Origin of the sequence: Pseudomonas sp. Gutcm_11s (assembly GCF_028649395.1) — a bacterium.
Taxonomy (GTDB): domain Bacteria; phylum Pseudomonadota; class Gammaproteobacteria; order Pseudomonadales; family Pseudomonadaceae; genus Aquipseudomonas.
Genome location: NZ_JAQSUW010000014.1, coordinates 229,277 through 252,857, shown reverse-complemented (window position 1 = coordinate 252,857; position 23,581 = coordinate 229,277). Strand labels below are relative to the sequence as shown.

The window sequence follows — 23,581 nt, the reverse complement described above, 5'->3', positions numbered from 1 at the left end:
GCCGTTGTTGGCAGTCACACTGCAGAGGCTTGCGCGTCTGGGAACATGGGACCTGGCCCCAGTACGATTCCCGCCGCGCAGCAGGCGCTCTTACTTCAGTACGGCGATGGCCGCAGCGTAGTTCGGCTCGTCGGCGATTTCGCCAACCAGCTCGCTGTGCAGCACCTTATCGTTCTCGTCCAGTACCACCACGGCACGGGCGGTCACGCCTACCAGCGGGCCGTTGGCGAAAGCCACGCCGTAGTCATTGAGGAAGTTGGCGCCACGCATGGTGGACAGGTTGATCACGTTGTCCAGACCCTCGGCACCGCAGAAGCGCGCCTGGGCGAACGGCAGGTCGGCGGAGATGCACAGCACCACGGTGTTAGGCAGCGCGCTGGCTTCGGCGTTGAACTTGCGCACGGAGGTGGCGCAGGTCGGGGTGTCGATGCTCGGGAAGATGTTCAGCACCTTGCGCTTGCCGGCCAGGCTGGCCAGGGTCACGTCGGAGAGGTCCTTGGCCACCAGGCTGAATGCCGGAGCCTGTTGGCCAGCTTGCGGCAGCTGGCCAGCGACCTGGATCGGATTGCCCTTGAGGGTGACTTGAGCCATGGAAAGGGTCCTTCTTGGTTGGGTGAGATTGGATCGGGCACAGAGTTAAGCACGGCCATCGACAAATGTCCTGACTTGACAGTCAGAAACTTACCGAGAGTCAGAAGTCGCGTTTATAGAACAGGTCCAGCGAGCTGGCCAGGCCGCTGGCCGCCTCCAGGTAGAGGCGCCGGGTCAGGTCATAGCGCAGCGCGATGGTGTTCGCCGGCTCGAACACGCCGACGCCATAGCGCAGGCTGAGCCGTTCGGACAGCCGCCCGCTGGCCACCACGCTGGCCTTCTGTCCGGTGCCGGCGGTGTCCAGCTGGAAATCGCTGATGCCCAGGCGGCTGGCCAGGTCGCCGGTAATCGACGAGCTGCCGGCCAGACCGAGCCCCAGCGCCGCTTCGGCCAGCAGGTTGCTGTCCTCGCCGCTACCGCCCAACGGTCGGCCGAGTACCAGGTAGGACAGCGCCTGCTCCTCGCTCATCGCCGGCTCGGCGAACACCTGGGTGCGTGGCTGCGCGGCATTGCCGCTGATGCGCAGGCCGGCGGTGACCTCGTCGACCCGGCGGATCGCCTCGACATCGAGGAATGGCTGGTCGATGGGGCCAGTGAACAGCAGCCGCGCACGACGCACGTCCAGGCGCTGGCCGTAGGCGCGATAGCGGCCCTTGTTCAGGTTGAGTTCACCGCGCGTGTCGAGGTTGTCGCCAATGTGCAGGCGCCCGGCCAGTTCGGCATTCAGGCCGAAGCCGGCGAAGGTGAGCTTGTCGCGCCCGACGCTGACATCCACGTCCATGGCCATCTGCAGCGCCTGTCGCTGTGCGGGCTGGCGCCCGACTACCTCGGCATCCTGCGACACCGCCACGGTCGAGGGCGGCAGCTGGCGAATCCGGATCGCACCGCGGGGCACGTCCACCGCCCCGCTGATCGCCAGGCGCCCTTCGCTCAGGCGAGCCAGCAGATCGGGCTCCACCTCCAGTTCGGCATAGGGTTCTACCCGCAGCGGCAGGCGCTGCCCGCGCAGGCGCAGCTCGCCGTCCAGCGCGCCCTGCGCCCAGGCGATCTGGCCAGTGAGGCTACCCTGCCCCTGCTCGCCGCTGCGCCAGTCGCCGCGCAACTGCAACTGTTCGCCAGCGATAAGCGCCTGCAGGTCGAGCTGCTCGACGCTCAGCGGCAGCTGCGCCCCGGAGACTTCCCCGCCGCTGAGCGCCAGGTTGCCATCGACGCGCGGCGCCAGCAGGCCGCCACTGAAGCGACCATTGCCATTCAATTGCCCAGCCAGGTGCTCGACGCCGGGCAGGAATGGCCGGGCCACGGCCAGGTCGAGGTCGGCCAGACGGAAGTCGCCACTCAGCGGCCGGCTGGCCGGACGCGGGTCGATCTCGAGCTGCACGTCCAGGGTGCCTAGTGGCCCGCCGGCGAAGGCCAACCGGCTGTCGATGCGCTGCGGGCGCAGGGTCGTGAGCAGATTCAGCTGCTGGTAGGGGAAATCCAGCCAACGCTCCTGCTCGCGCACGCGCAAACGCCCGCCATCGGCATTCACCCGCAGCTCGCCGCGCGGGCCGGCGGCGGGCAGGTCGAGGGCGAGTTCGGCCGAGAGCTGACCCTCCCAGGCGAAGTCCTCCGGCAACCAGGGCGCCAGGCTGGCCAGCGGGAAGTCCTGCAGGCGATAGCGCAGCCGTGGCTCCGGAGCCAGGCGCGCCGCCTCGCCGCACAGGCTGGCCGTGCCGGACAACCAGCAGTGCGCACCCAGGTTCAGGCGGCCGTCGGCCAACCGGGCGAGGCTGGCCGGCTGTTGCAGGCGCCAGTCCTGGCCGCCGCTGCGCAACTCGCCGGATGCCAGCCGCCCGTTCCAGCTCCAGCCAGCAGTTTCCTGCTTGAGCAGGCCATCCAGTGCCAGCGCGGCCTGCAGCTTTTCTCCCTGCAGGTCCAGGCTCAGGCGTTGCTGGCGGCGGTCGCCGCTGCCGCTGGCCGTCAGGGTACCGAGGCTGGTATCGCCCAGCCGGATGCCAGCCGCCGTCAGCGCCAGGCTGCCGCGCTGCGCCGCGTCCAGGCGGGCGGCTAGCGTCAGCTGGCGGAGCTTGCGATCTTGCCGGCCGATTCCCTGGCCGCTCAGGTCGAGTTGACCCTGCGGTGCAGACAGATTGCCGGCCAGGGTCAGCTGGCCCTGCAACCCGCCGCGCAGCCCTGGCCAGAGCTGGCCGAGCCGGGGCGCAGCCAGCTGCAGCTGCGCCTTGAGTTGCTGATCGAGCGCCCCGTCGCCGTACATCCGGTTATCGCCGAGGCGAACATCCAACGCGCCCAGTTGCCATTGGCTGTCGTTGCCCGCGCCTTTCAGCTGCAGGGCTGCCGGCTGGCCACGCAGGCGGCCCTTGAGGTCGAGATCGGCAGTGGCCGCGAGCTGGCCGGCACGCCATTCGCCCTGGCTGAGCAGCTTGCCGGCGAGGCTGCCGGGCAGCTCGGCCAGCCAGTACGCGGGATCGAGGCGATCGACGTTCAGATCGGCCGTCCAGGCCACGCCCTCGGCGAAGCGCAGGCCCAGGCTGCCCTTCACTTCGCCCTGCCCGGCCCGTAGCTGCAGTTCCGGCAAGCGCACAGCGCTCAGGTCGCCCTCGACCGGCGTGCTCAAGTTGAAGTCACCGGCAGGTCCGACCATTTCGGCGTCGACCTGGCCCCGGTACGCGCCCTCGCTGTAGTGCGCCCGTGCCTGCAGCTTGCGGGCAGTCACCGCTGGTGGCGTCTGCTGCGGGTATAGCCGCGTCCAGGGGAAGTCACGCCAGTCCAGCGCTGCCTCGGCGGCAAATCCCTTTTGCCAGTCCAGCTGCCCGCTCAGCTCGGCATACCGCTCCTCGCCGGCATCCAGGCGCAGCGCGGTAATCTCGGCGCCCGCGGCATCCACCCTGCCCTGCAGCTTCACGGCCACCGCGCCACCGTCACCCGGCAGGCTGGCGCTACCCTCGACCCGGTAACCCTCGGCCAGGTTGCCGATGCTATTCAGCACTATCTTTTCCAGGCGCAGCGTATCCGGCAACTCGGCGGCAGCCTTGAAGGCCTCCACTTCTATATGCGCGCTGGCGGGCAGGTGCTCGGCCAGGGGCTGCACCTCGCCAGTCAGGCGTCCGGCCAGGTAACCGCTGCTGTCGGCACTGAGCGCCAGGCTCTTCTGCAACTCGCCTTCTACTCGCAGGGCCAGGCGCCAGGGCTGATCGTCCGGCGCTGGCAGGTCGAGGGTGCCTTCCGCCTGCAGCGGCCAATCGCCTTCCGGCTGCAAATGGCCACTCAGGTTCAGCGCCAAGGCGCCCTGGCGCAACGTGGCGCGCTCGATGCGCAAGCCATCGCCTACCCAGCGTGCGCTCAGCTGCAGATCGCTGAACGGGTCCGCATCGTCGATGCTCAGCTGGCCAACCCTGGCCTGTTCCAGCTCGATAGCCAGCGGCAGACGCAACACCGGCAGCCCGAGCGGCGCTTCGTTTGTCTCGCTCGCCGATGGCAACCGCAGATGGACCCGTTCGGCCTCGACGCGTTGCAGGCACAGGGTCAGGCGCAGCAGGCAGCTGGGCGTCCACTCCAACCGGGGGCGCAGCAGCTCCACGCGCTGTTCGCCCTGGGTCCAGCTCAGGCGCTCGGCCTGCCAGTCACCACCCAGGCGACCGCTGAAAGACTCGACCGCCACACCCGGCAGGCGCGCCAGCAGCCAGCGACTACCCGTGGTCGTCCCCAGCAACGACGCCAGCAGCAGCGTCACGCCCAGCACGACGAGCAAAACCGCCCACGCGATGCGCCGCCTCACAGCTCCGGCCCCATGGAGAAGTGCAGGCGGAAACCGCCGTCATCGTCCAGTGCGCGGGCCAGGTCCAGGCGCAGCGGGCCGACCGGCGAGACCCAGCGAATGCCGAAGCCGACACCGCTCTTGAGGGTCGGAATCTCCAGCGAATCGAAGGCGTTGCCCTGGTCGACGAAGGCTGCCGCGCGCCACTTCTCGGCGAAGGCGTACTGGTATTCCAGGCTGCCGGCGACCAGGTAGCGACCACCAACCTTACGGCCCTCATCGTCCTCCGGCGACAGCGACTGGTAGTCGTAGCCGCGCACACTCTGGTCGCCTCCTGCGAAGTAGCGCAGCGACGGCGGAATCGAGTCGTAGTCGCTGGTCTCGGTGCCGCCCAGCTGCAGACGTCCGAGGAAGCGATGGCGTTCATACAGGGTAACCAGGCCCTTGAGCATCAGGTTGCCATGGACCACGTCGGCATCCGACAGCAGGCCTTTCTTCGCCACTGCCACGTCGGCCTGGATGCGGTAACCGTTGTTCGGGTCCAGGCGGTTGTCGCTCTGCAGGTAGGAATAGCTGGCGCCGGGCATCACCAGGTTGCTCAGCCCGGAGTCGTCGCCCAGCTCGTACTCCTCGCGCTGCCATTTGAGCGACAGCACCTGTTGCCAGCCACTGTCCAGGCGGTGATGCCATTCGGGGCCGATCTTCAGCAGCTTGCTGAGGCTGTCGGTATCGGCGATTTCCTCGTACTGGTAGCCGCCGGCGAAGCGCAGCTTGTCGGTCAGCGGTGGATCGAGCGGCACGTCGTACCATAGGCCGACGTTCTGCCGCGGCGCCGACACCTCGCTCTCGAAGCCATAGCTGTGACCTTGCGCGTTGGCCCAGTGGCGGGTCCAGTTGAGGCGCCCACGCGGGCCGACGTCGGTCGAGAAGCCGCCACCGATACCGAAGGTGCGCGGCTCGCGCATGGTCAGCTGCACGCTAACCGGGATGCTCTCGCCACTGGCCTGGGCTGGCACGGCATCCACCCGTACCCCATCGAAATAACCGCTGCCCTGCAGCGACTGGTAGAGATCGGCTATCAGCTCGGCGTCATAGGGCGCGCCGGCCTCGAACGGCACCATGCGCTGCAGCAGTTCCTCGTCGAGTGGCGCGTCGCCGGCAAACTGCACGGCGCCGAGCCGGTAGCGCGGGCCGCTGTCATAGACCAGTTGGATGTCGGCGACGCCAGCCTGCGGGTCGATCCGCAGGCTCTGCTGGGTGAAGCGCCCTTGGAAGAAGCCGTAGCGCGAGGCCTGGTTCTGGATCAGCCGCTTGGCATCTTCGTAGTGCCCGTGGTTGAGCTGGGCGCCGCTGCGCAACTGCTTGCTGCTGGGCAAGCGCAGTCCTTTCAGCTCCAGCGCCGCGCCGACGATCCGGATATCCACGTTGCGCAGGCGCACCGGCTCGCCTGGGCTGATGCGCAGCACCAGGCGCAGGCCATCGCGGCCGTTGCGCACTTCGCGGGTGATCTGCGCCTGGTAGTAGCCCAGCGCCTCGCTGGCCTGCAGGGCCTGGGCCTCGACCACGGGAGCGAGACGCTGCAGGTCGACCTCGCCGGTGGCGTCCAGCGTGCCGACGTAGCCCTCGATGTTGTGTTTCAGCTCCGAATTGGACGGCTCGATACGCAGATCGAGACGCGCCTGCGCCAAGGCGCCGGACGCGAGGACGAACGAAACAACAACGACGAGGAGCCTTCCTGGAACACTCATGGCAGCGGATGCTAGCACGCTCGCGGCAGATCACTAGCCGCGAGCGCGCTGCTCCGCTATGGGGTCAGGCGCTGGCCTGCTGCGCCGCCTGCGGGTTGGGGTGGAAGAACACGTGCTCGCGGATCGGCCCCACCGCCACCTCGCCGATTTCCTCGTAGCCCTGGCGTTGATAGAACTCCAGGTAGTGCGGGTTGCCGGTATCCAGCACGATGCCTTGGGAGCCGGCGTCTTCGGCGCACCAGTCGTGCAGGGCTGAAAGCAGCTGCTCGCCCAGTTTCTGCCCCTGGAACTGCGGATGTACGCCGAGCAGCGGCAGCACGTGGTACGGCCCCGGCGGTAGGCAGGCAAGGACCGCGTCGTGGTATTCCAGGTAACGCTTGGTGCAGCGGAAGCCGGTGGTCATCAGCATGCGCAGGCGCCAGCCCCAGCTCTCGGTGATATCCAGACGGCGGATCGGTGGCGCGATCAGGGCGATGCCGACCAGGCGTTCCTCGATCACCAGGCCGATGGCTGGCAGCTCCTCGGCGAAGTGCTGCTGCACCAGCTCGCGCACGGTGGCGCGCACGCGCTGGTCGAAGCCGGGGCGTTCGCTCTCGAACAGGTAGGCGAAGGTCGGGTCGTGACGGTAGGCGTGGTACAGCAGCGAGCGGGCCTCGCGGGCGTAACCATGGTCGAGCATGCGGACTTCGGCGGTGCGGTGTGGCATCAGGCTGACCTCGATTGTTATTGGTTTGTTGGGTCGAAGGCCAAGTTAGCACCGCATCCCGCCAGCTGCCAGACGCTGGCCGTCGCCGGACTGCTGGGCTAGCATCGCTGTTTTCCCTGTCGGTAGCCTCCCATGAAGATCGTTTCCTTCAATATCAACGGCCTGCGCGCCCGCCCCCATCAGCTGCAGGCGCTGATCGAGAAGCACCAGCCCGACGTGATCGGCCTGCAGGAAACCAAGGTCTCCGACGATCAGTTCCCTGCCGAGGAAATCCGCCAACTCGGCTACCACGTGCACTACCACGGGCAGAAGGGCCACTACGGCGTCGCCCTGCTCTCGCGCCAGGCGCCGCTGGAACTGCACAAGGGCTTCCCGGATGACAACGAGGAATCCCAGCGCCGCTTCATCTATGGCACCTACGCCGACGAGCACGGCAACCCGGTGACCGTGATGAACGGCTACTTCCCCCAGGGCGAAAGCCGTGACCACCCCACCAAGTTCCCGGCCAAGCAGCGCTTCTACGCCGACCTGCAGACCCTTCTGACCAGCCGTTTCCAGCCGAGTCAGCCGCTGGTGGTGATGGGCGACATCAATATCTCGCCGGAAGACTGCGACATCGGCATCGGCGAGCCCAATCGCCTGCGCTGGCTGAAGACCGGCAAGTGCAGCTTCCTGCCGGAAGAGCGCGAGTGGCTGGCCACATTGAAGAGCTGGGGGCTGGTCGACACCTTCCGTCTGCACAACCCGACGATCAACGACCGCTTCAGCTGGTTCGACTACCGCAGCCGCGGCTTCGAGGACGAGCCCAAGCGCGGCCTGCGCATCGACGTGATCCTGGCCAGCGCACCGCTGCAGGAGCGGATCAAGGACACCGGTATCGACTACGACCTGCGCGGCATGGAAAAGCCCTCGGACCATGCCCCCATCTGGCTGGAACTGAGCTGATACAACAAGGGGCGCCACGGCGCCCCTTGTCACATCCGCGTAATCTTTTCGACTTAATCTCCGCGACGCCTTAACCCCTCTAGCACAAGGTGTCTGCTTCCATGTCCCGCGCCAGTGATCGGCACACCCCCAGCCACGTCTATGCATGGCTGCTCCTCGGTTTCATCTGCTACGCCCTGCCCTGGTCGGTGTTCGCCGCCGACACCTCCACGCTCCTGCGCATCCAGGGCTCCAACACCATCGGCGCCAAGCTTGGCCCGGCACTGGTGGTTGGCCTGTTCGAGAGCCAGGGCTTCACCAATGTGCGCGTCGAACCCGGCGCGGAGAACGAGCAGCATGTGCTGGCCGTGGACAAGCTGGGCCGCACCCTGCAGGTAAACGTCGCCGCCCACGGTTCCGGCACCGGCTTCGTTGCCCTGCAGGACGGCAGCGCCGACCTGGCCGCCTCGTCGCGACCGATCAAGGATGCCGAGGCCGGCAGCCTGCAGAACCTGGGCGACATGCGTGGCGCCAGCGCCGAGCAGGTGATCGCCATCGACGGCCTGGCCATCATCGTCAACCCGAACAACCCGCTGCAGGCGCTGACCACCGAGCAGATCGCCGCGGTATTCGCCGGCGAGGTGAAGGACTGGTCAGCCCTGGGCGGCAAGCCCGGCGCCATCACCGTATATGCCCGCGACGACAAGTCCGGCACCTTCGATACCTTCAAGGAGCTGGTCCTGGCCGCCCACGGCAAGACCCTCGCCGGCGGAGCCAAGCGCTTCGAATCCAGCGACAAGCTGTCCGATGGCGTCAGCCAGGACCCAGGCGGCATCGGCTTCATCGGCCTGCCCTACGTGCGCAGCAGCAAGGCCCTGGCGATCGCCGATGGCCAGTCGCAACCCATGCCGCCGAGCGCCGCGACCATCGCTACCGAGGACTATCCGCTGTCGCGTCGCCTGTTCCTCTACAACCCGCCGGGCAGCACCAACGAATGGGTCAAGGCCCTGGTGCAGTTCGCCCACAGCCCGGACGGACAAGCCATCGTCGAAAAAAGCGGCTTCATCTCGCAGACGGTCAAGGCGGTCAAGGTCACAGCCAACACGCGTATGCCCGATGACTATCGCAAGCTGGCCGACGAAGCCCAGCGCCTGTCGGTGAACTTCCGCTTCCAGGAAGGCAGCGCCACCCTCGACAACAAGGCCCAGCGCGATATCGAGCGCGTCATGGACTACCTGAAGAGCAACGACAAGCTGCGTCAGAAGGTGGTGCTGGTCGGCTTCGGCGACCCGAAGAACGATCCCGAGCGCGCCGCGCTGCTGTCCAAGCTGCGCGCCATGGCGGTGCGCCGCGACCTGTCCAAGGGCGGCGTGATCTTCAAGGAGATCTCGGGGCTCGGCGAGCAGATGCCGGTGGCCGCCAACGATGGCGACGAAGGCCGCATGAAGAATCGTCGCGTCGAGGTCTGGGTCTACTGATCTGCCCGCGTGGTTGCCGAACCCCGCGAGCCCACCTAGCCTTAAACACATGACCGGCCATAACGGCCGGTCCAAGTGACGCCGGGCCCCTCTGGCGGCGAGCCATCGCCGTGATGTCGGAGTCACTGTCTGTCAGACAGCGACGGAGGGGCTCATGGATCCGCTGATCGACTTTCTCACCTCGCCCGTGCTCGGCACCGCCACCTGGTTGTGGCTGAGTTTCCTGGCCATCGTCATCGCCCTGCTGGTGTTCGACCTCGGCATCCTGCACCGCGACCAGCACGAAATCGAAATGCGCGAGAGCCTGCTGCTGTACAGCGGCTACTTCGGCGTCGGCGTGCTGTTCGGCCTGTGGGTCTGGTACGAACTGGGCAGCCAGCCGGCGCTGGAGTTCTACACCGGCTTCCTGGTCGAGCAGTCGCTGTCGATGGACAACGTGTTCGTCATGGCGATGATCTTCGGCTTCTTCGGCATTCCCCGGCGCTATCAGCACCGGGTGCTGTTCTGGGGGATCATCGGCGTCATCGTCCTGCGTGCGATCATGATCGGCCTGGGCACGGCGCTGGTGCAGGAGTTCGAGTGGATCCTCTACGTGTTCGGCGCCTTCCTGCTGTTCACCGGGGTGAAGATGATGTTCAGCCGCGAGGAACAGCACCCGGACCTGTCGCAAAACCCGTTGCTGCGGTTCCTGCGCAAACACCTGCGGGTCACCGATGAGCTGCACGACGGTCACTTCTTCATTCGCCACAGCCCGCCAGGCGCCGAGCGCGCCCTGCTCTACGCCACGCCGCTATTCCTGGCCCTGGTGCTGATCGAACTGGCCGACCTGGTGTTCGCCGTGGACAGCGTGCCGGCGGTGTTTTCCATCACCCAGGACCCGTTCATCGTCTACACCTCGAACATCTTCGCCATCCTCGGCCTGCGTTCGCTGTACTTCGCCCTGGCGGCACTGATGCACCGCTTCGTCTACCTGAAATACGCGCTGGCGCTGGTGCTGATCTTCATCGGCGGCAAGATCTTCCTGCACGGCTTCATCGGCAAGATTCCCGCCCTGCTCTCGCTCGGGGTAACCTTCGGCCTGCTGGCTGGCGGCGTATTGCTGTCGCTGTTGAAGACCCGCGAGCAGAAGAGCGAGCCCTGATGCCGGATGTCCGTATCGAACGACGAGAACACAAGGGGCAGCCGCTGTGGCTGGTAAGCCTGGGCAAACGCAGCCTGAGCTTCCACGAGGAGCTGGCGGCACGCACCTTCGCCGCCCAGTTGCATCAGCGCTTTAGCTGGCTGCGGCAGCAGCTGCATGGCGAGAGCAGCGAAGAACATTCCTAAGGCTGTCGCCACCAACGAAAAGGCCCGCTTGCGCGGGCCTTTTGCGTTCTAGCTGGCGATCAACGACTGGCTTTCATCGCGTCACGCGGCACGTACTTGCCGATCTCGAACTTGCCGATGGCCGCGCGGTGCACTTCGTCCGGGCCGTCGGCCAGGCGCAGGGTGCGCTGCATGGCGTAGAAGTACGCCAGCGGGGTGTCGTTGGAGACACCAGCACCGCCGTGGATCTGGATGGCGCGATCGATCACGTTGAGCGCGACGTTGGGCGCCACGACCTTGATCTGGGCGATCTCGCTCTGGGCGATCTTGTTGCCCACGGTATCCATCATGTACGCGGCGTTCAGGGTCAGCAGGCGAGCCTGGTTGATCTCGATGCGCGAGTTGGCGATGTGGTCGATGTTGCCACCCAGGCGAGCCAGCGGCTTGCCGAAGGCGGTACGGCTGACGGCGCGCTTGCACATCAGTTCCAGTGCACGCTCGGCCATGCCGATGGAGCGCATGCAGTGGTGGATACGGCCTGGGCCGAGGCGACCCTGGGCGATCTCGAAGCCACGGCCCTCGCCGAGCAGCACGTTCTCATACGGTACGCGCACGTTCTCGAACACCACCTCGGCGTGGCCGTGCGGGGCGTCGTCGTAGCCGAATACCGGCAGCGGGCGGAGGATCTTCACCCCGGGAGTATCGGTCGGCACCAGGATCATCGAGTGCTGCTGGTGGCGCGGCGCGTCCGGGTTGGTCAGGCCCATGAAGATCATGATCTTGCAGCGCGGGTCGCAGGCGCCGGAGGTCCACCACTTGCGGCCGTTGATCACCCACTCGTCACCGTCACGCACGGCGTTGGCCTGCATGTTGGTAGCGTCCGAGGAGGCTACGCCCGGCTCGGTCATGGCGAAGGCGGAGCGGATCTCACCGGACAGCAGCGGCTCCAGCCACTGCTTCTTCTGCCCTTCGCTGGCGTAGCGCACCAGGGTTTCCATGTTGCCGGTATCTGGCGCCGAGCAGTTGAACGGCTCGGAGCCCATCAGCGAGCGGCCCATGATCTCGGCCAGCGGTGCGTATTCCATGTTGGTCAGGCCAGCGCCGTACTCGGATTCCGGCAGGAACAGGTTCCACAGGCCTTCGGCCTTCGCGCGGGCCTTGAGCTCTTCCATGATCGCGGTCGGCTGCCAGCGGTCACCTTCGTTGACCTGCTGCTCGAACACCGCTTCGTTCGGGTAGACGTGAGCTTCCATGAAGGCGGTGACGCGTTCACGCAGTTCCTGGACCTTGGGGGAGTAGGCGAAATCCATGGGCATACCTTGGTGGTTGGCTTCGATGTGGAATGATGCTAGAACAGCACCCTCGATTTATCTAAGCTATTTTCCTGCCTTATCAACATTCATAAGCAATATGCGATAAGGCTTGATGCACGGAGCGGGACATGAATTTGAACAAGGTCGATCTCAACCTCTTCATCGTCTTCGACGCCATCTATACCGAGGCCAATCTGACACGCGCCGGACAGATCGTCGGCATTACCCAGCCGGCCGTGTCCAACGCCCTGGCACGCCTGCGCGAGACCTTCAACGACCCGCTGTTCGTGCGTACGGCCCAGGGCATGGTGCCCACGCCGATGGCGCAGAACATCATCGGCCCGGTGCGCAACGCCCTACAGCTGCTGCGCGTATCGGTGCAGGAGAGCCGCACCTTCAACGCTCTGCAGGCGAACAAGACCTACCGCATCAGCATGACCGACCTGTCCGAGCAGATCCTCCTGCCAACGCTGTTCCAACGCCTGCGCCGGCTGGCGCCCTCGGTGCAGATCGAGAGCTTCCAGGCCAAGCGCCGCGAGACCACCAAGGAGCTGGCCGCCGGCCGCCTGGACTTCGCCGTGGACGCACCGCTGAACACCGACCCACAGGTACGCCACGTCAAACTGATGGAAGACCGCTACGTCTGCGCCATGCGCCCGGCCCACCCGCTGGCCAAGGACAAGCTGAACCTCGACGAATACCTGTCGCTGACCCACATCCAGATTTCCAGCCGCCGCAGCGGCCTCGGCTATGTCGACCTGTCGCTGGGCAAGATGGGCCTGCAGCGCAAGGTGGCCCTGCGTTCGCAGCACTACCTGATGGCCTCCAGCGTGCTGCACAACACCGACATGGCGGTGACCGTGCCGGAGCGTTTCGCCCGTCGCCACGGTCTGCATTTCGTCGACCTGCCGGTCAACGATGTTCCGGCCCTGGAGACCCACCTGTACTGGCACGAGAGCACCGACCAGGACCCGGCCAACCGCTGGATGCGCGAGCAGCTGATCGAGCTGTCGCAGCAGGTCATCGCTCAGGAGAAGAAGGCCGCCGAGTCGGCGTGACGGCGCTGCCTGCATGAAAAAAGGGGCCTTTCGGCCCCTTTTTTCTTGTCCCTACAGACTGCGCGCGATCACCATGCGCTGCACGTCGCTGGTGCCTTCGTAGATCTGGCACACCCGCACATCGCGGTAGATGCGTTCCACCGGGAAGTCCTTGAGGTAGCCGTAGCCACCCAGGGTCTGGATCGCCGCCGAGCAGACCTTCTCCGCCATTTCCGAGGCGAACAGCTTGGCCATCGAGGCCTCGGTCAGGCAGGGCTGGCCGGCTTCGCGCAGCGCAGCGGCGTGATGCACCATCTGCCGCGCCACGGCGATCTGCGTGGCCATGTCGGCCAGGCGGAAAGCCACGGCCTGGTGCTCGATGATCGGCTTGCCGAAAGTCTGCCGCTCATGGGCGTAGTCACGCGCCGCCTCGAACGCGGCGCGGGCCATGCCCACCGACTGGCTGGCGATGCCGATACGCCCGCCTTCCAGGTTGCTCAGGGCGATGCGGTAGCCCTCGCCTTCCCCGCCCAAACGCAATGACGCCGGGATACGCACTTCGTCGAGCTGGATCTGGCAGGTATCGGAGGCGTGCTGGCCGAGCTTGTCCTCGACCCGCACCACCGAATAGCCAGGGGTATCGGTCGGCACGATGAAGGCGCTGATGCCCTTCTTGCCGGCTTGCGGATCGGTGACGGCGAACACGATCACCATCCCGGCGTGGCTGCCGGAGGTGATGAACTGCTTGGCGCCGCTGAGCACGTAATGGTCGCCATCGCGCCGCGCGCGGGTGCGAAGGTCGCTGGCGTCGGAGCCGGCCTGTGGCTCGGTCAGGGCGAAGGCGCCGAGCATGGCGCCGCTGGCCAGGGGCTGGAGGAAGCGCTGTTTCTGTTCCTGGCTGCCGAACTTGAGGATGGGCATGCAGCCCACCGAGTTGTGCACGCTCATGATGGTCGAGCAGGCACCGTCGCCGGCGGCGATCTCCTCCAGGGCCATGGCGTAGGCCAGGTGGCCGGTCTGCGCGCCACCCCACTCCTCCGGCACCAGCATGCCAAGGAAGCCGAGGTCGGCCATTTCCTTCAAGGCTTCTGTCGGGAAGCGGTGTTCGCGGTCCCAGTCGGCGGCGAAGGGCTTCAGCCGCTCCTGGGCGAACTGGCGGGCCATGTCGCGGATCAGGATGTCCTGTTCACTGGGCAGCATCTGTCACCTCACTTGGCCGCCATGCGCAGCGCGCCATCCAGGCGGATGACCTCGCCGTTGAGCATGGCGTTCTCGACGATATGACGAACCAGCGCGGCGTACTCGGCCGGGCGCCCCAGGCGCGGCGGGAACGGCACGTTGGCGGCCAGGGAGTCCTGCACCTCCTGGGGCATGCCGGCCATCATCGGCGTCTCGAAGATGCCAGGCGCGATGCACATCACGCGGATGCCCGAGCGCGCCAGGTCGCGCGCCGCCGGCAGGGTCATGGCGGCCACGCCGCCCTTGGAGGCCGAGTAAGCGGCCTGGCCCATCTGCCCATCGAAGGCCGCCACCGAGGCGGTGTTGATGATCACGCCCCGCTCGCCACCTTCGTTCGGCTGGTTCTTGGCCATGGCCTCGGCGGCCAGGCGCAGCATGTTGAAGCTGCCGATCAGGTTGATGCTGATTGTCCGGGCGAAACTGTCCAGGCCGTGAGCGCCGTTGCGTCCCAACACCTTCTCGGCCGGCGCCACGCCCGCGCAGTTGACCAGCCCGTGCACGGCGCCGAAGGCCTGCAGGGCATCTTCCACGGCGGCGCGGCCATCGGCCTCGCTGCTGATATCGGCGCGCAGGAAGCGCGCCCGCTCGCCCAGCTCGGCAGCCGCCTTGGCGCCGGCCTCGGCGTTGATGTCCAGCAGCAGCACCCTGGCGCCCAGGCCTACCAGCTCACGCGCGGAGGCCAGGCCGAGGCCGGAGCCACCGCCGGTGATCAGGAATACGGAGTCTTCGATACGCATGAACAGTCCTCGAATCGATGAGGCGTCGGACCCTGCCGACATTGACAGGCAGATTTGCACAGGTTTACGTTAACGTAAAGGTAAACGAGAGCCGGCCATGTCCATCACCTATTCCATCTCCGATCTGGCCCGCGAGCTGGACGTCACCACCCGCGCCATCCGCTTCTACGAGGAGCAGGAGATGCTGATCCCCGAGCGCCGCGGCCAGGAGCGCATCTACCGGCCCAAGGACCTGGTGACCCTCAAGCTGATCCTGCGCGGCAAGCGCATCGGCTTCTCCCTCGCCGAGTGCAAGGAGCTGATCGACCTCTACGACCCCAGCAGCGGCAACCGCAAGCAGCTGGAGACCTTCATGGCCAAGATCGCCGCCCGCCGCGCCCAGCTGGAGCAGCAGCTGCTGGACATCGAACAGATGCAGCTGGAGCTCGACACAGCCGAAGAGCGCTGCCTGGCAGCACTTGCAGAAACCGTTTCAGATCAAAGTGTTACTTCCTGAACTTAATCCAATAATTCACAGGTGGAACCCATGAGCTACCCAACTCTCAACTTCGGTCTCGGCGAGACCATCGACATGCTGCGCGACTCGGTGCATCAGTTCGCCCAGGCCGAGCTGGCCCCGCGTGCGGCGCAGATCGACCGCGACAACGAGTTCCCCATGGATATGTGGCGCAAGTTCGGCGACATGGGCCTGCTCGGCATGACCGTGGAAGAGGAATACGGCGGCACCAACATGGGCTACCTGGCCCACGTGGTGGCGATGGAAGAGATCAGCCGCGCCAGCGCCTCGGTCGGCCTGTCCTACGGCGCCCACTCCAACCTGTGCCTCAACCAGATCCGCAAGAACGGCACCCCCGAGCAGAAGGCCAAGTACCTGCCCAAGCTGTGCTCCGGCGAGCACATCGGCGCCCTGGCCATGAGCGAGCCCAACGCCGGCTCGGACGTGGTGTCGATGAAGCTTCGCGCCGAAAAGCGCGGCGACCACTACGTGCTCAACGGCAACAAGATGTGGATCACCAACGGCCCCGACGCCCACACCTACGTGATCTACGCCAAGACCGACATCAACGCCGGCTCGCGCGGCATGACCGCATTCATCGTCGAGCGCGACTACAAGGGCTTCTCCCGCCACCAGAAGCTGGACAAGCTGGGCATGCGCGGCTCCAACACCTGCGAATTGGTGTTCGAGGACGTGGAAGTGCCGGAGGAGAACATCCTCGGCGGCGAAGGCCGTGGCGTGGCCGTACTGATGAGCGGCCTGGACTACGAGCGCACCGTGCTCTCCGGCGGCCCGACCGGGATCATGAGCGCCTGCATGGACGTGGTGTTGCCCTACGTGCACGAGCGTCAGCAGTTCAAGCAGTCGATCGGCGAGTTCCAGCTGGTGCAGGGCAAGCTGGCCGACATGTACGCCGGCATGAACGCCTCCAAGTCCTACCTGTACACCGTGGCCAAGGCCTGCGACCGCGGCGAGGAATCGCGCAAGGACGCCGCCGCGGTGATCCTCTACACCGCAGAGATGGCCACCAAGATGGCCCTCGACACCATCCAGCTGCTCGGCGGCAACGGCTACACCAACGAATACCCGGCCGGCCGCCTGTTGCGTGACGCCAAGCTGTACGAGATCGGCGCCGGCACCAGCGAGATCCGCCGCATGCTGATCGGCCGCGAGCTGTACAACGAGACCAAGTGATCACCGGGCGGCACGGGCACCCTGCCCGGCCGCCGTCGACGGAGCGCGCCAGATGGCCATCCTGCATACCCAGATCAACACCCGCTCGCCGGAGTTCGCCGCCAACCAGGCAGCCATGCTCACCCAGGTGAACGACCTGCGCGCCCTGCTCGCCCGCGTCCACGAAGGCGGCGGCGCCAAGGCCCAGGAACGCCACACCTCGCGCGGCAAGCTGCTGCCACGCGAACGCATCAATCGCCTGCTGGACATCGGCTCGCCCTTCCTCGAGGTCGGCCAACTGGCCGCCCACGAGGTGTACGGCGAGGACGTGCCGGCCGCTGGCGTGGTCGCCGGCATCGGCCGCGTCGAAGGCGTCGAGTGCATGATCATCGCCAACGACGCCACGGTGAAAGGCGGCAGCTACTACCCGCTGACCGTGAAGAAGCACCTGCGCGCCCAGACCATCGCCCAGCAGAACCGCCTGCCGTGCATCTACCTGGTGGACTCCGGTGGCGCCAACCTGCCGCGCCAGGAAGAGGTGTTCCCCGACCGCGAGCACTTCGGCCGGATCTTCTTCAACCAGGCCAACATGAGCGCCCAGGGCATCCCGCAGATCGCCGTGGTGATGGGTTCCTGCACCGCCGGCGGCGCCTATGTGCCGGCGATGAGCGACGAGACCATCATGGTGCGCAACCAGGCCACCATCTTCCTGGCCGGCCCGCCCCTGGTGAAGGCCGCCACCGGCGAGGTGGTGACCGCCGAGGAGCTGGGCGGAGCCGACGTGCACTGCAAGACCTCCGGCGTGGCCGACCATTACGCCGATGACGACGAGCATGCCCTGGCCATCGCCCGGCGCTGCATCGCCAACCTCAACTGGCGCAAGCTCGGCCAGTTGCAGGCCCGCGTCCCGCTCGCCCCGCTGCAGTCGGCGGATGAGCTGTATGGGGTGATCCCGGCCGACGCCAAGCAGCCCTTCGATGTGCGCGAGGTGATTTCCCGCGTGGTCGATGGCAGCGAGTTCGATGAATTCAAGGCGCTGTTCGGCACCACCCTGGTCTGCGGCTTCGCCCACGTCCATGGCTATCCAGTGGCCATCCTGGCGAACAACGGCATCCTCTTCGCCGAGGCCGCGCAGAAAGGCGCGCACTTCATCGAACTGGCCTGCCAGCGCGGCATCCCGCTGCTGTTCCTGCAGAACATCACCGGCTTTATGGTCGGCAAGAAGTACGAGGAAGGCGGCATCGCCAAGCACGGCGCCAAGCTGGTTACCGCCGTGGCCTGCGCCAAGGTGCCGAAGTTCACCGTGATCATCGGCGGCAGCTTCGGCGCCGGTAACTACGGCATGTGCGGCCGCGCCTACGACCCGCGCTTCCTGTGGATGTGGCCCAACGCGCGGATCGGCGTGATGGGTGCCGAACAGGCCGCCGGCGTGCTGGTGCAAGTTAAGCGCGAGCAGGCTGCCCGTGCAGGCCAGCCGTTCAGCGACGAGGAAGAGGCGCGCATCAAGCAACCCATCGTCGCCCAGTACGAACAGCAGGCCCACGCCTACTACTCCAGCGCCCGCCTGTGGGACGACGGCGTGATCGACCCGGCGCAGACCCGCGACGTCCTCGGCCTGGCCCTGTCCGCCAGCCTCAATGCGCCCATCGAGCCGACCCAGTTCGGCGTGTTCCGGATGTAAGCCATGACCGACTTCACTACCGTACAGCTGGAAAAAGACCCGCGCGGCTTCGCCACCCTGTGGCTGAACCGTCCGGAGAAGAACAACGCCTTCAACGCCGAGATGATCCGCGAGCTGATCCTCGCCATCGACACGATCGCCGCCGACAAGACCCTGCGCTTCCTGCTGCTGCGTGGCCGTGGCAAGCACTTCTCCGCCGGCGCCGACCTGGCCTGGATGCAGGCTTCGGCCAAGCTCGACTATAACGCCAACCTGAATGATGCCCGCGAGCTGGCCGAGCTGATGTACAACCTCAACGGTCTGAAGATCCCGACCCTGGCCGTGGTCCAGGGCGTAGCGTTCGGTGGCGCGGTGGGCCTGGTCAGCTGCTGCGATATGGCTATCGGCGCGGACGACGCGCTGTTCAGCCTGTCCGAGGTGCGCATCGGCCTGGCCCCGGCGGTGATCAGCCCCTTCGTGGTCCAGGCCCTGGGCGAGCGCGCTGCGCGCCGCTATGCGCTGACCGCCGAACGCTTCTCCGGCAACCGCGCCCGCGAGCTGGGTCTGCTGGCGGAGGCCTACCCGGCCGCCGAGCTGGATGCACAGGTCGAAGGCTGGGTGAACAACCTGCTGCTCAACAGCCCGCAGGCCATGCAGGCCAGCAAGGACCTGCTGCGCGAAGTGGCCAGCGGCGTGCTCAACCCGGCCCTGCGCCGCTACACCGAGAACGCCATCGCCCGCATCCGCGTCAGCCCGGAAGGCCAGGAGGGGCTCAACGCCTTCCTGGAAAAACGCACGCCCGCCTGGCAGGAGCCGCAAGCATGAGCCGCAAGCACATCGACACCCTGCTGGTTGCCAACCGCGGCGAGATCGCCTGCCGGGTAATGCGCACCGCCAAGGCCCAGGGCCTGAAAACCGTGGCCGTGCACAGCGCCATCGATATCAACGCCCGCCATGTGCGCGAGGCCGATATGGCGGTGAATCTCGGCGGCGCCAAGCCAGCCGACAGCTACTTATTGGTCGACAAGATCATCGCCGCGGCCAAGGCCAGCGGCGCCCAGGCCATCCACCCGGGCTACGGCTTCCTCTCCGAGAACGCCGGCTTCGCCCGCGCCATCGAGGCCGCCGGCCTGGTGTTCCTCGGCCCACCCGCCTCCGCCATCGACGCCATGGGCAGCAAGTCCGCCGCCAAGGCGCTGATGGAAGACGCCGGCGTGCCACTGGTGCCCGGCTACCACGGCGAAGCCCAGGACGTGGAGACATTCCGCGTCGCCGCCGAACGCATCGGCTACCCGGTTCTGCTCAAGGCCGCGGCCGGTGGCGGCGGCAAAGGCATGAAGGTGGTCGAGCGCGAAGCCGAGCTGGCCGAGACACTGGAATCCGCCCAGCGCGAAGCCCAGTCCGCCTTCGGCGACTCGCGCATGCTGGTAGAGAAATACGTGCTGCAGCCGCGCCACGTGGAAATCCAGGTATTCGCCGACAGCCACGGCAACTGCCTGTACCTCAACGAACGCGACTGCTCGATCCAGCGCCGTCACCAGAAGGTGGTCGAGGAAGCTCCGGCCCCGGGCCTGAGCCCCGAGCTGCGCCGCGCCATGGGCGAAGCGGCGGTCAAGGCTGCCCAGGCCATCGGCTATGTCGGCGCCGGCACTGTGGAATTCCTGCTGGATGCCCGCGGCCAGTTCTTCTTCATGGAAATGAATACCCGCCTGCAGGTGGAGCACCCTGTCACCGAAGCCATCACCGGCCTCGACCTGGTGGCCTGGCAGATCCGTGTGGCCCGTGGCGAGGCACTGCCGATCAGCCAGGAACAGGTGCCGCTCAACGGCCACGCCATCGAAGTGCGCCTGTACGCCGAGGACACCGACCACGACTTCCTGCCCGCCTCCGGCGACCTCAAGCTCTACCGCGAACCGGCGGCCGGCGAAGGCCGCCGCGTGGACAGCGGCGTGGCCGAGGGCGATACCGTCTCGCCGTTCTACGACCCGATGCTGGCCAAGCTGGTCGCCTGGGGCGAAGACCGCGAGCAGGCCCGTCAACGCCTGCTGGCCATGCTGGAGGAAACCGCCGTCGGCGGCTTCGCCAGCAACCTGCCGTTCCTGCGCCGCGTGCTGGCCCATCCGGCCTTCGCCAACGCCGAGCTGGACACCGGCTTTATCGCCCGGCATCAGGAGCAACTGCTGCCGGCAGTGACTGAGCTGCCGGCCGAGTTCTGGCAACTGGCCGCCGAGGCCTGGCTGCAGAGCGAGGCGCCGCGCCGCAGCCACGAGGACTATCACTCGCCCTGGGCGGCCAGCAGCGGCTGGCGCTCCGGCCTGAGCGAGGAAACCGATGTGCATCTGCGCAGCGGCGAGCAGCGCCGTACCGTGCACCTGCGTGGCCCTGCGCAAGCGCGCCTGCTCGGCGAGCAGCTGTGGATCGAGCAAGATGGCCTGCGCCGCGCGCACCGGGCGATTCGCCGTGGCGACGTGCTCTATCTGGAGTGGCAGGACCGCCTGCACGAGGTACGTCGCGTCGACCCGATCGCCGAGGCCGAAGCCAGCCACGCCCAGCACGGCGGGCTGACAGCCCCGATGAACGGCAGTATCGTCCGCGTGCTGGTCGAAGCCGGCCAGGCCGTGGAAGCCGGCCAGGCCCTGGTGGTGCTGGAAGCCATGAAGATGGAACACAGCATCCGCGCGCCCCACGCCGGCACGGTCAAGGCACTGTACTGTGGCGAAGGCGACATGGTCAGCGAAGGTGCCGCACTGGTGGAACTGGAAGAGGCCTGAGGGCCGCCCACGAATCGAGAGAGAACACGATGAACCTGCCGCAACACGTGCGCCTGGTCGAAGTCGGCCCGCGCGACGGCCTGCAGAACGAGAAACAGCCGATCAGCGTGGCCGACAAGGTGCGTCTGACCGATGATCTGAGCGCCGCCGGCCTGGGCTACATCGAGGTGGGCAGCTTCGTCTCGCCCAAGTGGGTACCGCAGATGGCCGGCAGCGCCGAAGTCTTCGCCGGTATCCAGCAGAAACCGGGCGTGGTCTACGGCGCCCTCACCCCCAACTTCAAGGGCTTCGAGGCCGCCGTCGAAGCCGGGGTCAAGGAAGTAGCGGTATTTGCCGCCGCCTCCGAAGCCTTCTCGCAGAAGAACATCAACTGCTCCATCGCCGAGAGCCTGGAGCGCTTCATCCCGGTGATGGAAGCGGCCAAGGCCCACGGCATCAGCGTGCGCGGCTATGTCTCCTGCGTACTCGGCTGCCCCTATGAGGGCGAAGTGGCGCCCGAGCAGGTCGCGGCCGTGGCCCGCGAGCTGTTCGCCATGGGCTGCTACGAAGTGTCCCTCGGCGACACCATCGGCACCGGCACCGCCGGCAAGACCCGCCACATGTTCGAGGTGGTCGGCCGCGATATCCCGCGCGACAAGCTGGCGGGGCACTTCCACGACACCTACGGCCAGGCCCTGGCCAATATCTACGCCAGCCTGCAGGAAGGCATCGCCGTGTTCGACAGTTCGGTCGCCGGCCTGGGCGGCTGCCCCTATGCCAAGGGCGCCACCGGCAACGTCGCCACCGAGGACGTGCTCTACCTGCTGCAGGGCCTGGGCATCCATACCGGCATCGACATGGACAAGCTGATCGACGCCGGCGCGCGCATCTGCCAGGTGCTCGACAAGCCCAACGGCTCGCGCGTCGCCCGCGCCCGTCTGGCCGCCCGCTGAACGCAGGCGCTGCGACCAAGGTCAGATTGCCCGATGGCTGAGCCCCGCTAAGCTCGGCCTCTTCCCCCTAGCGAGACTGCCGATGAAAGACGCCTCCACCCTGCGCGACTACCAGCACGTGCGCCTGCTGGCGATCCGCTCGCTATTCGAGATCGTCGAGCAGTCCAGCGAGGGCACGGTGATCGTCGACAAGGACGCGCGCATCGTCTGGATGAACGAGCGCTACGCCCGTCGCTATGGCCTGGCCGACGCCAGCCAGGCCGTCGGCCAGGAAGTGGAGAAAGTCATCCCCACCAGCCTGCTGCGCCAGGTGGTGGAGACCGGCGAACCTATCCTGCTGGACATGCTCGACACACCCGGCGGCCCGCTGGTGGTAATGCGCCTGCCGGTGCACGACGATGCCGGCGCGGTGATCGGCGCCATCGGCTTCGCCCTGTTCGACCAGCTGCGCAACCTGGCGCCGCTGGTGACCCGCTTCATGCAGATCCAGGAAGAGCTGGCCTCGACCCGTTCGCTGCTGCAGGCGCGCCAGGCCAAGTACAGCTTCGCCCACTTCATCGGCGCCAGCGCCGCCAGCCTGGAGGTCAAGCGCCGTGCCCGGCGTGGCGCGGCCAGCGAGTCGCCAGTGCTGCTGCTCGGCGAGACCGGCACCGGCAAGGAGCTGCTGGCCCACGCCATCCACAGCGCCTCGCCGCGGGCCCACAAGCCCTTCGTCAGCGTCAACTGCGCAGCCATCCCGGAGACCCTGCTGGAGGCCGAGTTCTTCGGCACCGCGCCCGGCGCCTTCACCGGCGCCGATCGCAAGGGCCGCCCCGGCAAGCTGCAGATCGCCCAGGGCGGCACCCTGTTCCTCGACGAGATCGGCGACATGCCGCTGGCCCTGCAGAGCAAGCTGCTGCGCGTGTTGCAGGAGAAGGAATTCGAGCCGGTCGGCTCCAACGAGGTGCGCCGCAGCGACGTGCGCCTGATCGCCGCCACTTCGCTGGATCTGGAGGCCGCGGTGCAGGAAGGTCGCTTCCGCGCCGACCTGTATTACCGCCTCAGCGTCCTGCCGATCCAGCTGCCGCCGCTGCGCGAGCGCCTGGACGACCTGCCGGCGCTGTGCGAGGCGATCCTCGATGAGTTGCCCGGCCACCATGAGCTGGATAACGAGGCCCAGGCCCTGCTGGCCAGCCATGCCTGGCCGGGCAATATCCGCGAACTGCGCAACGTGCTGGAGCGCGCGGCTCTGCTCGGTGACGAGGCGCGCCTGGGCGCGGCAGCGCTGCGCACGGCCATCGGCCGCTTCGTGCCGTTGCCCGCCACGCCGGCAGCCTCGCCGCTCACCCTCGTTTCGACCGAGGGCGGCTTCTATGCCGCCCGCGAAGCCTACGAACGCCAATTGATCCAGCAGACCCTGGCCGAGCACGCTGGCAGCGTTCCGGAGGCCGCCAAACGCCTGGGGCTGGGCCGTTCGACGCTGTACAAGAAGATGGTCGCCCTGGGGCTATCGTCTTGATTTGGAGACAAGTCTCCAATCAGAGATTCAGCGCTACAGACGGATTTTGCTGGGGCCCGGCGAGAAACTCGGCGCCGATCGTCTCAATTGAGAGACAAACACCGTTTATTGATCACCCGAAAAACCAAATAAATCCTTACAAATCAATCTCCTACGTTATTGGCACAGAACTGGCTATAGGTCCTGCGCGGCCAGTCCGCAGCCCCAATAACAACAATA

At 66.8% G+C, this 23,581-nt stretch carries 18 protein-coding genes and 1 pseudogene; 12 read left to right on the top strand and 7 right to left on the bottom strand.

From position 1 onward, the window contains the following. Positions 1-90: 90 nt before the first annotated feature. The 4 genes from tpx to PTT45_RS12130 form a co-directional block, all read right to left on the bottom strand. The gene (gene tpx, locus PTT45_RS12145; protein WP_273813549.1) at positions 91-591 is read right to left on the bottom strand and encodes a thiol peroxidase; all 501 of its coding nucleotides are present in this window, start codon (positions 589-591) and stop codon (positions 91-93) included. 100 nt (positions 592-691) lie between these two features. Continuing rightward, complete coding sequence (locus tag PTT45_RS12140) at positions 692-4,366, bottom strand: translocation/assembly module TamB domain-containing protein (RefSeq protein WP_273813548.1); 3,675 nt, start codon at positions 4,364-4,366, stop codon at positions 692-694. Then, positions 4,363-6,093 (bottom strand): autotransporter assembly complex protein TamA, encoded by a 1,731-nt coding sequence (locus tag PTT45_RS12135; RefSeq protein WP_273813547.1) that lies wholly within the window; start codon positions 6,091-6,093, stop codon positions 4,363-4,365. Before PTT45_RS12135 ends, PTT45_RS12140 begins: the two co-directional genes overlap by 4 nt. A 64-nt stretch (positions 6,094-6,157) precedes the next feature. Next, entirely contained in the window at positions 6,158-6,799 is a 642-nt protein-coding gene (locus tag PTT45_RS12130) for a GNAT family N-acetyltransferase (RefSeq protein ID WP_273813546.1), read from the bottom strand. Positions 6,800-6,931: 132 nt separating this feature from the next. Between PTT45_RS12130 and xthA the strand changes: the two genes are divergently transcribed. The 4 genes from xthA (at position 6,932) to PTT45_RS12110 (ending at position 10,527) form a co-directional block, all read left to right on the top strand. Further along, the gene (gene xthA, locus PTT45_RS12125; RefSeq protein WP_273813545.1) at positions 6,932-7,744 is read left to right on the top strand and encodes an exodeoxyribonuclease III; all 813 of its coding nucleotides are present in this window, start codon (positions 6,932-6,934) and stop codon (positions 7,742-7,744) included. 101 nt (positions 7,745-7,845) lie between these two features. After that, positions 7,846-9,201 carry a phosphate ABC transporter substrate-binding/OmpA family protein gene (locus tag PTT45_RS12120; protein ID WP_273813544.1) on the top strand — a complete coding sequence of 452 codons (1,356 nt, stop codon included), beginning with the start codon at positions 7,846-7,848 and terminating at the stop codon, positions 9,199-9,201. A gap of 154 nt (positions 9,202-9,355) precedes the next feature. Next, complete coding sequence (locus tag PTT45_RS12115; RefSeq protein ID WP_273813543.1) at positions 9,356-10,342, top strand: TerC family protein; 987 nt, start codon at positions 9,356-9,358, stop codon at positions 10,340-10,342. Beyond that, positions 10,342-10,527: a hypothetical protein gene (locus PTT45_RS12110; RefSeq protein ID WP_273813542.1), complete on the top strand. Its 186-nt coding sequence runs from the start codon at positions 10,342-10,344 to the stop codon at positions 10,525-10,527. The genes PTT45_RS12115 and PTT45_RS12110 overlap by 1 nt, the downstream gene beginning before the upstream one ends. A 59-nt stretch (positions 10,528-10,586) precedes the next feature. Here the strand turns inward: PTT45_RS12110 and PTT45_RS12105 are convergent, their stop codons facing one another. Beyond that, entirely contained in the window at positions 10,587-11,816 is a 1,230-nt protein-coding gene (locus tag PTT45_RS12105) for an acyl-CoA dehydrogenase (protein ID WP_273813541.1), read from the bottom strand. A gap of 131 nt (positions 11,817-11,947) precedes the next feature. On the opposite strand from PTT45_RS12105, the gene PTT45_RS12100 reads away from it, so the two are divergent. After that, on the top strand, positions 11,948-12,877 hold the full coding sequence (locus tag PTT45_RS12100; RefSeq protein WP_043307283.1) for a LysR family transcriptional regulator: 930 nt from the start codon (positions 11,948-11,950) through the stop codon (positions 12,875-12,877). 51 nt (positions 12,878-12,928) lie between these two features. Here the strand turns inward: PTT45_RS12100 and PTT45_RS12095 are convergent, their stop codons facing one another. Together PTT45_RS12095 and PTT45_RS12090 are read right to left on the bottom strand one after the other, a co-directional pair. After that, positions 12,929-14,056, bottom strand: coding sequence for an acyl-CoA dehydrogenase family protein (locus tag PTT45_RS12095; protein ID WP_273813540.1), 1,128 nt, complete (start codon positions 14,054-14,056; stop codon positions 12,929-12,931). Between the two features lie 8 nt (positions 14,057-14,064). Beyond that, complete coding sequence (locus PTT45_RS12090) at positions 14,065-14,832, bottom strand: SDR family NAD(P)-dependent oxidoreductase (RefSeq protein WP_273813539.1); 768 nt, start codon at positions 14,830-14,832, stop codon at positions 14,065-14,067. Between the two features lie 97 nt (positions 14,833-14,929). On the opposite strand from PTT45_RS12090, the gene PTT45_RS12085 reads away from it, so the two are divergent. The 7 genes and pseudogenes from PTT45_RS12085 to PTT45_RS12055 form a co-directional block, all read left to right on the top strand. Then, entirely contained in the window at positions 14,930-15,328 is a 399-nt protein-coding gene (locus PTT45_RS12085; protein WP_273813538.1) for a MerR family transcriptional regulator, read from the top strand. 30 nt (positions 15,329-15,358) lie between these two features. Further along, the gene (locus tag PTT45_RS12080; protein WP_273813537.1) at positions 15,359-16,522 is read left to right on the top strand and encodes an isovaleryl-CoA dehydrogenase; all 1,164 of its coding nucleotides are present in this window, start codon (positions 15,359-15,361) and stop codon (positions 16,520-16,522) included. Positions 16,523-16,574: 52 nt separating this feature from the next. Next, positions 16,575-18,182, top strand: a complete 1,608-nt coding sequence (locus PTT45_RS12075) for a carboxyl transferase domain-containing protein (RefSeq protein WP_273813536.1) — start codon at positions 16,575-16,577, stop codon at positions 18,180-18,182. A 3-nt stretch (positions 18,183-18,185) separates the two neighbouring features. Then, a complete protein-coding gene (locus PTT45_RS12070; protein ID WP_273813535.1) occupies positions 18,186-18,986 on the top strand; it encodes a gamma-carboxygeranoyl-CoA hydratase in 801 nt (266 codons plus the stop codon). Further along, positions 18,983-20,932, top strand: a complete 1,950-nt coding sequence (locus PTT45_RS12065; protein WP_273813534.1) for an acetyl/propionyl/methylcrotonyl-CoA carboxylase subunit alpha — start codon at positions 18,983-18,985, stop codon at positions 20,930-20,932. Before PTT45_RS12070 ends, PTT45_RS12065 begins: the two co-directional genes overlap by 4 nt. Before the next feature lie 29 nt (positions 20,933-20,961). Then, the gene (locus PTT45_RS12060) at positions 20,962-21,864 is read left to right on the top strand and encodes a hydroxymethylglutaryl-CoA lyase (RefSeq protein ID WP_273813533.1); all 903 of its coding nucleotides are present in this window, start codon (positions 20,962-20,964) and stop codon (positions 21,862-21,864) included. Positions 21,865-21,946: 82 nt separating this feature from the next. Continuing rightward, a pseudogene (locus tag PTT45_RS12055) lies at positions 21,947-23,387 on the top strand (sigma-54 interaction domain-containing protein); the annotation flags it as partial. Positions 23,388-23,581 lie beyond the last annotated feature (194 nt).

Excerpts from the sequence above, each read along its gene's own strand:
- tpx (WP_273813549.1), bottom strand. The coding sequence starts at position 591 with ATGGCTCAAGTCACCCTCAAGGGCAATCCGATCCAGGTCGCTGGCCAG.
- PTT45_RS12135 (WP_273813547.1), bottom strand. The coding sequence starts at position 6,093 with ATGAGTGTTCCAGGAAGGCTCCTCGTCGTTGTTGTTTCGTTCGTCCTC.
- PTT45_RS12130 (WP_273813546.1), bottom strand. The coding sequence starts at position 6,799 with ATGCCACACCGCACCGCCGAAGTCCGCATGCTCGACCATGGTTACGCC.
- xthA (WP_273813545.1), top strand. The coding sequence starts at position 6,932 with ATGAAGATCGTTTCCTTCAATATCAACGGCCTGCGCGCCCGCCCCCAT.
- PTT45_RS12120 (WP_273813544.1), top strand. The coding sequence starts at position 7,846 with ATGTCCCGCGCCAGTGATCGGCACACCCCCAGCCACGTCTATGCATGG.
- PTT45_RS12115 (WP_273813543.1), top strand. The coding sequence starts at position 9,356 with ATGGATCCGCTGATCGACTTTCTCACCTCGCCCGTGCTCGGCACCGCC.
- PTT45_RS12110 (WP_273813542.1), top strand. The coding sequence starts at position 10,342 with ATGCCGGATGTCCGTATCGAACGACGAGAACACAAGGGGCAGCCGCTG.
- PTT45_RS12105 (WP_273813541.1), bottom strand. The coding sequence starts at position 11,816 with ATGGATTTCGCCTACTCCCCCAAGGTCCAGGAACTGCGTGAACGCGTC.
- PTT45_RS12100 (WP_043307283.1), top strand. The coding sequence starts at position 11,948 with ATGAATTTGAACAAGGTCGATCTCAACCTCTTCATCGTCTTCGACGCC.
- PTT45_RS12095 (WP_273813540.1), bottom strand. The coding sequence starts at position 14,056 with ATGCTGCCCAGTGAACAGGACATCCTGATCCGCGACATGGCCCGCCAG.
- PTT45_RS12090 (WP_273813539.1), bottom strand. The coding sequence starts at position 14,832 with ATGCGTATCGAAGACTCCGTATTCCTGATCACCGGCGGTGGCTCCGGC.
- PTT45_RS12085 (WP_273813538.1), top strand. The coding sequence starts at position 14,930 with ATGTCCATCACCTATTCCATCTCCGATCTGGCCCGCGAGCTGGACGTC.
- PTT45_RS12080 (WP_273813537.1), top strand. The coding sequence starts at position 15,359 with ATGAGCTACCCAACTCTCAACTTCGGTCTCGGCGAGACCATCGACATG.
- PTT45_RS12075 (WP_273813536.1), top strand. The coding sequence starts at position 16,575 with ATGGCCATCCTGCATACCCAGATCAACACCCGCTCGCCGGAGTTCGCC.
- PTT45_RS12070 (WP_273813535.1), top strand. The coding sequence starts at position 18,186 with ATGACCGACTTCACTACCGTACAGCTGGAAAAAGACCCGCGCGGCTTC.
- PTT45_RS12065 (WP_273813534.1), top strand. The coding sequence starts at position 18,983 with ATGAGCCGCAAGCACATCGACACCCTGCTGGTTGCCAACCGCGGCGAG.
- PTT45_RS12060 (WP_273813533.1), top strand. The coding sequence starts at position 20,962 with ATGAACCTGCCGCAACACGTGCGCCTGGTCGAAGTCGGCCCGCGCGAC.